The sequence below is a fragment of the Paraburkholderia sp. SIMBA_054 genome (assembly GCF_046534875.1).
Classification (GTDB): Bacteria; Pseudomonadota; Gammaproteobacteria; order Burkholderiales; family Burkholderiaceae; genus Paraburkholderia; species Paraburkholderia hospita.
Genome location: NZ_JAWRXV010000049.1, coordinates 49,268 through 59,739, shown reverse-complemented (window position 1 = coordinate 59,739; position 10,472 = coordinate 49,268). Strand labels below are relative to the sequence as shown.

12 protein-coding genes are annotated in these 10,472 nt (G+C 59.4%); all 12 read right to left on the bottom strand.

From position 1 onward, the window contains the following. Positions 1-14 precede the first annotated feature (14 nt). On the bottom strand, positions 15-203 hold the full coding sequence (locus SB822_RS40335; protein WP_410857311.1) for a hypothetical protein: 189 nt from the start codon (positions 201-203) through the stop codon (positions 15-17). A gap of 1 nt (position 204) precedes the next feature. After that, positions 205-702, bottom strand: coding sequence for a hypothetical protein (locus SB822_RS40330; protein ID WP_410857310.1), 498 nt, complete (start codon positions 700-702; stop codon positions 205-207). Positions 703-708: 6 nt separating this feature from the next. Further along, positions 709-1,266: a hypothetical protein gene (locus SB822_RS40325; RefSeq protein WP_410857309.1), complete on the bottom strand. Its 558-nt coding sequence runs from the start codon at positions 1,264-1,266 to the stop codon at positions 709-711. Between the two features lie 10 nt (positions 1,267-1,276). After that, a complete protein-coding gene (locus SB822_RS40320) occupies positions 1,277-2,056 on the bottom strand; it encodes a hypothetical protein (protein WP_410857308.1) in 780 nt (259 codons plus the stop codon). A gap of 59 nt (positions 2,057-2,115) precedes the next feature. Beyond that, a complete protein-coding gene (locus SB822_RS40315) occupies positions 2,116-2,883 on the bottom strand; it encodes an AAA family ATPase (protein WP_410857307.1) in 768 nt (255 codons plus the stop codon). Positions 2,884-2,962: 79 nt separating this feature from the next. Beyond that, entirely contained in the window at positions 2,963-5,131 is a 2,169-nt protein-coding gene (locus SB822_RS40310) for a primase C-terminal domain-containing protein (protein ID WP_410857306.1), read from the bottom strand. After that, positions 5,128-6,114: a hypothetical protein gene (locus SB822_RS40305; protein ID WP_410857305.1), complete on the bottom strand. Its 987-nt coding sequence runs from the start codon at positions 6,112-6,114 to the stop codon at positions 5,128-5,130. Before SB822_RS40305 ends, SB822_RS40310 begins: the two co-directional genes overlap by 4 nt. A gap of 82 nt (positions 6,115-6,196) precedes the next feature. Then, positions 6,197-6,418: a hypothetical protein gene (locus tag SB822_RS40300; protein WP_410857304.1), complete on the bottom strand. Its 222-nt coding sequence runs from the start codon at positions 6,416-6,418 to the stop codon at positions 6,197-6,199. Positions 6,419-6,476: 58 nt separating this feature from the next. Continuing rightward, positions 6,477-6,782 carry a hypothetical protein gene (locus SB822_RS40295; RefSeq protein ID WP_410857303.1) on the bottom strand — a complete coding sequence of 102 codons (306 nt, stop codon included), beginning with the start codon at positions 6,780-6,782 and terminating at the stop codon, positions 6,477-6,479. 10 nt (positions 6,783-6,792) lie between these two features. After that, complete coding sequence (locus tag SB822_RS40290) at positions 6,793-7,167, bottom strand: hypothetical protein (RefSeq protein ID WP_410857302.1); 375 nt, start codon at positions 7,165-7,167, stop codon at positions 6,793-6,795. A 105-nt stretch (positions 7,168-7,272) separates the two neighbouring features. After that, positions 7,273-9,936 (bottom strand): DNA polymerase, encoded by a 2,664-nt coding sequence (locus SB822_RS40285; RefSeq protein ID WP_410857301.1) that lies wholly within the window; start codon positions 9,934-9,936, stop codon positions 7,273-7,275. Between the two features lie 8 nt (positions 9,937-9,944). Beyond that, on the bottom strand, positions 9,945-10,457 hold the full coding sequence (locus SB822_RS40280; protein ID WP_410857300.1) for a hypothetical protein: 513 nt from the start codon (positions 10,455-10,457) through the stop codon (positions 9,945-9,947). Positions 10,458-10,472 lie beyond the last annotated feature (15 nt).

The following is a 10,472-nucleotide window of genomic DNA, read 5'->3' as shown; positions in this document are numbered from 1 at the left end:
CCTTGGGAAACTCATTATTGCACAGCGGGGGGACCAGACGGTCCTGGCGGCTCCTCGTCGTCCTGGGTGACGGCGATGTAGCCCACACCCAGCAGGACAGCCCCGATGGCAATGTAGGGGGCCGCAGCGATGATGGCGACCGTAATGGCTATCACGATCGCCACCAGCACGATCCCTATGGTCAGGATCGCACCGGTTTTCATCTTATGCGTTCACCGGCTTCTTCAGACCGGCGAAGAGGCTGCGGGTCGGCTTGACTTCGCCGTCAGCCGGTTGCTCGGCAACGACCGGTTCGCTCGACGACGGTGCAGCATCCGTCGCACCAGCGTCCGTAGCAGAGCCTGCCGAAGCGTTTCCCGCCTCACCAGCCGTCAGGTCCGGTTCCGGCTGCAGCTCCAGATCTTTCTTCGTCACCGGGGTGATGTTGGTGATCGGGGGCGGCGGCGCCTTGACCGATGCATGGGAAGCCGTCACAGCCGTTTCCGACTTCGATTCCTTGATGGGTGCCGGCGACGGGGCGGGAGTGGGAGCAGCCGGAACTGCGTCGTTGGCCACGATGTCGATGGTGGCCTTGAAGCCGTCTTCACCCCGCGTTGCCGACAGCTGGATGTCGATACGATGACCGTCCTTCACGTTCAGCTGGCTGTTGATGAAGTTGCGGATAGCCGCTTCGATTTCGGCCTGGACTATGATGATCTGCATGATGCGTTATACCTTTGCGAAAAGTCGGATGAGATTCTGGAACATCGGGGTATTCACCCCGGCGTGGATGGCGGCAATGGCATCGGCGCAGTGCTCGGCCTTTGCTTCACTGACCCGGCCGTTATGGCGGGGCCAGTTGGCGTGCGGATAGTCCTGCACGCCCTGGGCGATCATCTGCTTTTTCGTCGCATTCGGCAGCCCGGTGAAGCGTTCCTTCACCTCGGTTGCCGTCACCTCAATGATCTCGTGGCCCTCGGCCCGCAGCGCACCCAGCACGCCGACACAGAGACCATAGGCCTTCATGCCGGACGCTGACTGCGAGCCGACGGGAACTTCCACGAAGATCACCTTGGCCCGTCTGGCGATGGGCATGGCGTACTCGTAGAGCACCTTGGCGAGGTAGAGATCGTTGGAGTTCTGGCGCACCTGCTTGCCCTTGATGTCTTCTGGTTCACAGAGCGACAGCACGGGCGTGGTGAGCACGCCAGTCTCCAGATCGAGTGTGGCTTCAGCAGAACCCCAGTGACGCATGCTGGGGTCCATGCCTGCGACTTGGATGCGCAAGGGTTACTCCTTACGCAGCCTGCTTGCCGAACAGCGACTTGCGCGGTGCAGCCTGGTTGGCGGCCGGGGGCGTGGCCGAACCTGCAGCACGGGCCTTCGGCGGCGCACCGGCAGCACCCGCTTCGCCTTCCTTGAGGGTGCGCTTGTCACGCGTCTTGCCCTTGTTCTTCTGGAGCCAGGCGTCCCAGAATGCCGGCGTCTCGGCGCCTGCCTTGGCTTCGTTCACGGTCATCTTCGTGTCCGTGTCGAACGCCTTTTCGATGCTGTTCACTTCACGCGTCTCGGCCGTCGGCACGTAGACGTCGCCATCCTTCGTGCTCTTGTTCTCGAGCACCTTCTGGATGGCGAGCGAGATCGGCTTGCCGATCGCCTCGACGATCATCGGCACCGACTTCGGAATCTCCTTCTGCGCTTCCGGATCGTAGACCTTGACCACCTTGTCTTCGGCTTCCTGCTCGGCCAGCGGCTTGCCCGTGGCGATCAGGCAGATGTCGTCGACCATCGTGAAGCCGGGCAGCGGCGCCTTCTTGCCCGTGGGCTTGCCTTCCTTGTCCTTGGCCGGATACCAGTTTTCGCCGGCACGGTTCGTGATGTAGATCGTCTCGCGGAACTCGCGGCCGCCGAAGTCTGCGATCAGCGTGACGTTGCGTGCGCCGCCTGTCGACTGGCCGGCGTAGAGTGCCTTGATGATGCCCGAGTAGATATCGGTCTCGACTGCGCCGAAGTTACCGCCCAGACGGTCCTGCGATTCTTCGAGGCCGTCGCTCTTCAGGTTTCCAAACAAGCTCATGATGTTTTCTCTTTTCCGGTGTTGATGTGTGAGTTCTTTGCTTTACGGGGGTTGACCGATCAGTTTGCGTAGAACTCGTTCAGGTGATCCAGCAGCTTCTGGCAGTCGTTGTCGATGTACGTCTCTGCCTTGGCGAACATGCCCATGGGACTGCGTACGCGGTAGCCCGTGGTTGCCTTGGTGGTACGGGTCTGGAACACGTGCTTGAAGCCCAGTTCCTTCTCGTCCTCCGTGATGTCGAGCAGCTTGGAGCCATACTTCTCCAGCTCCTTGAGCGACACCTTCTTCGCCACAACGACAGTCGAGAAATACGCCTCGATGCCATTGTTCTTGAGTGAGCCCTTGACGGGCACGCTCGTTTTCATTTCCGCGTTCTTCTCGTCGAGCACATCTAGCAGGTGCGCGATGATGACGACAGGCTTGCCGAAGGTCGTGACCTTCTGCTGCATCAGCACCTTGAAGAACTGGGCATAGGCGCCCCAGGCCTGCATGGTGTTGGCGCTACCCAGCACGTACTGCGACTCGAACATGTCCATCAGGAACGTGGACGAGTCGATGATGATGCCGTCGACGTCTTCCTTGTTCTCGATGCACTCGTCAAAGGCACCGTGCACTTCGTACGGATCGGTGATCCGCAGGTTGTTGAAGCTGTTTTTGAACGGCAGCCGCTTGCCTGCTTCGCAGTTCAGATAAACCCAGCGCTCCTGGTTGCGGATGTGGCGCAGCGATGCGCTCTTGCCCTCACCTGAGAAGCCGGCGACGAGGATCAGCTGGTCGTTGACCTCGCCGATCTGCTGTACGTCGTCGTCCTGCGCTACTTCACTCATGATTTCTCCCTTGGTTCCCGTCCCTCAGTCCAGTCTTGGCGTTGCTTGAGCCAAGGAAAGAACTGGGGGTGTGTGGCTTTTAGTGACGCTGATACCGCTTGGCGACCGAGACCATGATGGTTGATCGCAGCTCTTCCTCCGACAGCGGATTGTTCAGCTTGCCGTTGAATGCGGTGAGTGCCTGGTTGACCTGCATCAGGTCCATCGTCCCTGTGTCGACCAGTGCCATCGCATACTTCAGCAGGTTGTTGTTCCGGTTGCCGGTGGCAATACGCTGGGCAAACCAGCGCTCCAGGTTGTCCATCGACGCGATCGACTTCATCTCGTTGAGATGCTGTTCGTTCTTCGTCGTCTTCGGAATGAAGCGCAGGGCGTCGAGGATCTCGCCTTCCATGTTGTAGTGGAACTGGCCGGCGGCGAACGTCTCCCATTTCTTGCTTCGCTGGTTCGCGCTTTCGTCCGTCTTGAACGGCAGCCACGCCATGATGTTGTTCATGAACTCCTTGTAGTCCTCGGAGTCCAGTTCCAGCACATAGTTGATGGGCAGCAGCAGACGGAAGCGGTTCTCTTCGTCGGTGTGGCGCTTGGTCGTGTAGGTCATGAACCGGTAGTCCTTCATCAGTTCATGCACGGTCGCCAGCGGCACACCACCATCCACGTCGATCGCCACCAGGTTGAAACCGGCGATGACGTTCTCTTCGGCGCGGTGACCGTTCTTCAGGAAGTGGTTGCACCAGTGCATGGCGCTCCCGTCCTCCTGGCTCGCCTGGGTCAGCACGTGCAGCTGGTCAAACGGCACCTTCTCGCTGCTGTAGCTGTAGGCCCAGTGCTCACCATAGGAGAGGAAGATCTCGTTGAGATCCGTCTCCTGCAAAGTCTCACCCTTGAAGAACTCGATGCCGTCGATGTAGAACTTCTTGATGATGACGTGCTGCTTGTAGCCCCAGGCTGTCGCCAGGCTCATCATCTCCTGCCGTGCGGCATTGCCCGACTTGTAGAAGGGCAGGGCCTCGAGCAGGTCCGCATGGGTGACTTCCGTGCCGCAGGTGGCGATGTACTTCGCCAGCTTCACGTAGGCCTTCTCGCGGTTGAGGATCGCCTGGAATGCCGTGCCCGACTCTTCGACAAGCAGGATGGCCTGTTTCAGGTGGTCCATCTCGATCTCGTTCGATTCGTCGGTGAACGCGTACGCACCGGCGAGCTTCAATGCCTTGAAGTAGCGGTGACCGAGCTCGGCCTTCTTGATCTCCTCGTGCTCGGCCAGCTTGTCAGCCGCCTGTTCGCACGTGATCTTGTACTGCAGTAGCGCAATGGCCACGTCGTCTTCGACCGTCATCTTCCAGCCGAACATGGCGGGGTCTGCCAGCTTGTGGAAGTGCGCCGCCCACTTCGCCACGGCGGCGTTGTTGGTCGGTTGCGTCAGGCGCTTGTAGATCTCCTCGGCCGACATCGAGTGCGAAGCCTTGCGGTCCTGCTGGCCCCAGCCAAAGAGGCAGCGACGAGCATAGCCAGTTTCCAGGAAGGAATAGAACTCGTTCTCCGTCTGCCCGCCATCGAGCAGCTTGGAAGGCGTGCCGAAGAGCAGCATGTTGGAAGGAGTCTTGCCATCAACCTCTTCACCACGAGTGTTTTCTGCCGTGTTCTTCGTGAGCTTCTGCTTGACGATGCCCTGGTCATAGAGCTCCAGAAAGAGGTTCAGCACCTCGATGTTGTTGATCAGGTTCGAGCCGATCTCATCGATCTGGAGATTGATGGAACCGGCGTTGGCCAGCAGCAGCTTCTGGCGCAGCTGTTTCACCGCCGGCGCCGTGCCACTGTCGAACGTGAACGGGAAGGCGCCGGCCCGCTTGAACTCGCCCTGCACCCCTTCGAATTCCTCGTTGGGGTCAGTGCCATTCTTGCCTGCGCGGTGGTTCGCCATTTCCCACAGATGCTTTTCGGCCACCACGGGCATGGTGTCTTCCATGAAGCGCTTTTTAAAGCCCTTCATGAACTCCTGCTCGACCACGCCCACGGAGTGACCCTTGCCATAGCCCGAGCTGGCCAGTGCCAGTGCGTAGATGTTCACCGGGATCTCGCCACGGTCCTTCGTGACGATCAGTGCCCGCATGTTGCTCGCCATCTTCCCGAGGAAGTAGGCGACTTCGGTGCGGAAGAACCCCTTGTCGGTGTTTTGCGTCTTGTTGCAAAGCACCTCGACGAGCTCTTCCACAGCCGGGTGATGCTGGATTCCGGCGAGTTCGATCATGATGTCGTGATGTACCTGTCTTTCTGGCGGCAGGCCTCGTAGGCGTCGCAGTAACCGCAACGCTTGACCTCACCGGGAACGGTGATGACGATGCCCTTGCCCGCCTTGTCGACACGCCAGAACTGGTTGGCTTCTGCCAGCGTGTCGAAATTCTTGGTCGATTTGCCAGCCGTCTTGGTGGCATCCGCGTAATACTTGAACTTCGGGTCCGATCTCCAGAGCTCCTCATCCGTGCATTCGGGGACTTCGCTCTCCGGCAGCTCCATGTACTTCTGGACCATGCCGAGCTTCCAGCGGATCCACGCTTCCGTCTCCTCGACGGACAGCAGCGGGATGTCCTTGTGCATCACCCGCTTGGGCGGGTACTTCGGATTGGTGCGGGCCTGCATCGCCTGCCAGTCCGTGAAGATGAAGTTGATGCGGATGAAGTCTTCGGTGATCTTGTCCGGGTTCAGCCACTTGTAGATCGAACCCTGCAGACGGTAGTCATCGTCCTTTCCTCCGTACAACCAGGTATAGGCGGTGGTGGACTTGTTGTCCATCACAATGCCTTCCATCACCATGTCGAACTTGCCGCCGATGGTGTACATCTTCCCGTTGACAACGATCGTGCGCTTGGCACGCTGCTCGATGTAGATGGGGATCACACCGTCTTCGACGGTTTCCGGGTTGATGCGCACGTGATCGATCACGTCATCCGGATAGCCCATCATCTTCAGGCTGGCCGTGTGGCCCTTGAGCCATGCCTTTTCGATCGAGTCGTGCAGCGACTTGCCCAGTGCCGAGGCGATGTAATCCTCGACATCGGGTGCCGGGCGCTGGGCCGGGGGAATGCGGTGGGGCAGGACCAGGTGACGCAGCGGCCGCATCAGGCGGGTGGCGCTGATGTAGTTCTCTTCGTTCACGTAGTCGTATTCGTCGTGGAGCAACCACACGGCGAGCGGCAACGAGATGCCGCTATTGTTGGTGACGCGTGCTGTCATGTTAGGAGTGCCAGGCGGGAAGGAGGGTACGGGGACCGGGAAAGGACCAGTGACCCTCGAGTCCCGGTCCTACGTGACAGTGTTACTGGCCGCCACGGATCACGATGGTGCCGTCGGGCAGACGGCCGTCGCTGAAGTTGCCCGACTTGAACGGGTCTTTGTCGTCCGACGCGCCGAACTTGTACTGCACCTGTTCGTACTTGCCTTCGTTGACGGGACCAGCCTGGTCAGCGAAAGCGGGCGTCGAGACAGCAGCGGCAACAGCCGAAGCGAGAAGGGCAGCAACGAGGAGAGACTTTTTCATGGATTGTTCCGGTGGTTAATAAGTGAATGACAGGTTCCTGCGAACCAGAAAAAACAGATCAGTTGCCGATCAGATCGATGATGGGTGTGGCCTGCTTCGTCTGCTTCAGGATGCGGCCTGCGTAATGCACCATCTTCTCGGCGTCGTAGAGCGCCTTCAGTCCGGGTTTGCCGTTACCGAGACGGGCCGCTGCTGTGCGCCACAGCGCCTTGAACAGGCAACCTTCGTCGAACGTCATGCCGAGCGCCTGGATGATGTCCTCGCACTCGGCCTGATACGGTGCCTGGTTTTCACGCTGCGGATGGTCCACCTGGGCCAGGTAGTAGTTCACCCGGCCGCCCGTGAGTTTTCCTTCCTGGCTCATGGCGGCAGCCTCAGTGCGTGACGGGCGCTGCGCCGCCGACGACCTTCAGCTTGCCGGGCTTCTTCTCCGTCTGCTGCGTGCCTTCCGGTACTGCCTGGAACTCCGCATCCGTCATGTAGCCGAGGTTCATCACGTTCAGGATCGTCACGTCGAGCACATTCGCCTTGGTGCTCTCTTCACCCAGCTTCTTGAAGAGCTGCATCTGCACAGCCTGCTGGGCCTTGCCGAGCATGCGGGCCGGGAACACGTCCTTGTCGTGTGTGAGCATGGCGTTGAGCGTCGCCGTGTTGACCGACACCTGATCGTCCGCTTCCGGCATGTTGAACAGCACCGTGGCGGCCACCATGAAGTAGAACTTGCGGTCACCTGCTTTTTGATTGTTCATGATCTGTCCCGTAGGAAAGGAGAGGGCAGCCAGTGTAACTGGCTTCCTCTAAGTTATATCTAATAAATGGATATTAACCGACCAGGCTACATAACTACAAGTAGTTTACGCAGCAGCCAGAGCAGTCTCGATTGTCTCGACCAGAACGGCCTCTGACGCCCCATTGGGGAGGGTGATTTCCGAGTCCCAGGAGGGATAGAAGATGGACAACTCTCCCCCCAACTTAACTTCAGGGTGCTCGATGTCCGGGTGATCCTGCCATTGCACTGCCTTCACCAGGTGTTCGTTGGTGTAGAGGAGCGCATCGATGTCGTCCCGGATCAGGTAATAGCCGGCATCGTGGATCTGGGCGCAGGGCCGGATGTCCAGCCGGTGCTTCGACTGACGCACCTTCTGCATGAATTCCATGTTGGCCCGCGAGTTCAGCAGGCACCAGCTCTGCCCGAGGGCATTGCCAGCCGTCCGGCCTTCGGCTTCCGCTTCATGCGGCGTCTTGCTGGTGCCACGGATAACCTGAGCCAGGAGGGGCGTACGGACCCGCAGACCAAATGCTGCCGTGACATACCCGTCCTTCGAGGCCTGGTCGAGCTTGGCCTGCACCCAGTCGATCGACACCTTGTAGAGCGCCTTGTACTTGCCCTCGATCATCTGGGCCTTCTCCATCGAAAAGCCACAGTTGGTCATGAGCGTTTTCCAGGTGCCCTGGTAGGTCAGGGCGAACGTCGGCGCCTTCGATTCCTGCCGCAGGTCTTTGTACTTGGTCTCGATCGAATTGATCGACACCACGGTATTCACGATGCCCACCATCTGGTCACCGAAATACGCGTAGGACCGCAGACAGTGACCGTCGTAGCCGTCGGTGTAGACCTTCAGCTTCTCCGGATCCTTGGTGGTGAGCGCCGAGATCCGGTCCTCGAGCGATGCGAAGTCCAGCCCCGAGAACAGCCAGCCCGGCGGGGCCATGAAGCAATACTTGATCAGCTTGCCGAGCGACAGCTTGCCCTTCTTGGTGAACTGCGCCAGGAAGGGGTACATGGCAAGCAGTGCCGCCGAGATGAGCATCGCCACATTGGCCGGCAGGTTCTGCATGTTCGGGTTATTCGATGCCAGGCGGCCAGAGACCGTGCCGCCAAGAATGTAGTTGCCGAACAGGTAGTGCCAGCCGTCCGGTCCCAGCTGGGCATTCTTCATCGCCGGGATGAATGTGCCCAGGATCTTGTCGACGGCCGCATGGTCAATGAGTGCCGCCAGCAGATCCAGCACGTCTTGATCCTTCGTGTGGTTCTGCAGTTTCTCCAGCGTGTCACCATCAGCCGATGGCTGCCCGGTGTTCGTGTAGGAAATGACGGGCAGGCCCAGCATCGTGTACAGCAGATCCTGCATCTGCGGATAGCTGCGTGGATTAAACACGACATCATCGGGCACTTCGGCCAGTGTGATGCGCTTCTTCTTCCACTCGGCGTGCTTCTTCTCGATGTACTTTTCCTTCAGACGGTACTCGAAGCGCTGGATGCACTGGGTCTGCTTGATGCGGCCGACGGCATCATCATAGACAGCCTGAAGGGCTGCCTCGACTTCCAGCACCCGCCCCATGTTCAGCGGCATGCCGGTGAGCTGCATCTGCACGATGTCGAGCGTGGCCGGCTGGAACAGCGACTGATACACGTCCAGTTGCTGGTCGGCCACCATCGTGGCGTAGTGCTTGTCGTGCACATGCCAGGTCGAGAGCGAGTCGATCAGGTTGTACTTGAGCAGCACTGGCAGCGGAATCTTGCAGATGTCCTCGATGTCGGTCTGGGCATAGTTGCCGGCGAACTCCTGTGCTTGCACCTTCAGGCCCAGCTCATTGCCAGCGCACGAGTTGGTCGCCAGGTAGGTGATCAGTTTCGTGCAGTCCCACTCGCCTTCACCGAGCATCACTTCGAGCCCATTGAGCAGGCCTTCCGTGTCGCAGATGTGGCCCATGAAGAGCTGGTAGATCAGCACATAGGCGTCGTAGGCGATGTTGTGGAAGAGCTTCTTCCTGCGCAGCTGGATGAAGAACGCACGCAGTAGCTCACGCCGGTGCTCGTTCCTCGCCTGCATGCCGTAGGGCGCCTCGGTGGCACCCTCGATGGGGACATAATCGACCGGGAAGGCAATCCCTTCCCCCTGGTTCCAGGCGAAGCTGATCGTGCCGATTCCCGCGTCGTAGTGCTTCAGGCTGAACGCCTCGATGTCGATGGAGAGCGGTACGTCCATCTCCAGCAGCTTCACGAGCCAGGCCTCGATCTCGGCATCGGTCGTCGGATAGTCCGCAAATCGGATGATGCCGTGCCCGGGATCCTGGTAGGCATTCGTGGCGTGCGCGACGATCGCTTCCATGGCCCGTGCGATCTTCGTCTTGACACCTGCCGGATCGTAGAAGATCTGCCGGTAGCCGGGAGCGAAGATCACCTTCTGTTTGCCGAACTTCGAGTCGAGCACGTAGCCCAGATTCGCATCGACCTTGGCCACCCCCGTGAGCACCTTGAAGTAGCCGCTGTCGGTGCAGAGCACGTACTGCACCTTGTAGTCGTCGAGCGCCGGCTGCACACATTCCGTGATGTACTGCTTCATCTCGGTGACGGACGTTTTCTTGCCGTTGAAATGCAGGTCGAGCACCATGCAGTCCTCGGCGTCGACACCCGACTCCGTGAAGTACGCCTGGCGGATGTCGTCCTTGCGGATCTGACCCACCAGCAGGCACAACGGATATTCGGGTTGCTCGGCGTAAAAGTGATGGCGCATCTTCGTTCTCAGTAAATCAGTCGGGTCATTGCGTACATCTCGATCTTCGGCAGGATCTTCGCGTACTGCCTGAAGTCCCGGTCCGATCGCAGGAAGAACTGGGTGTTGAACTTGCGCGACATGCCCTGAAATACCGGAACCAGGGGGACCAGGCACTCCGGCAGGGCATCCCTGGTTTCCTGCAGCTGGTCCGGACCCAGCATCACGTGGCTCAACAGCCGGAACAGCATCTGGCCGATCTGGTCCTTGTCGAGGTTGACGGCCTTTCGATCCTTTAGCCATCGCTCCATCTCCTCGTTAAGGGACCAGGCCAGCATCGGGTAGGACTTGTAGAGCATCCGGGATTCGCTGTGTTGGTAGGTCTCCCCGGCGAACATGAAACCCCGTGTCATGTTGTCTTTCAGGATTTCTTCGTTCTGCTCAACCAGCCGGTCGATGCCTGCTTTCAGGCGCCGCTCTTCCGGCTCGAACAGCTTCGTCTTGATCGCGTCGATAAAGCGATAGATCTGGTCATCAGCCATGGTTTCCTCACTGGC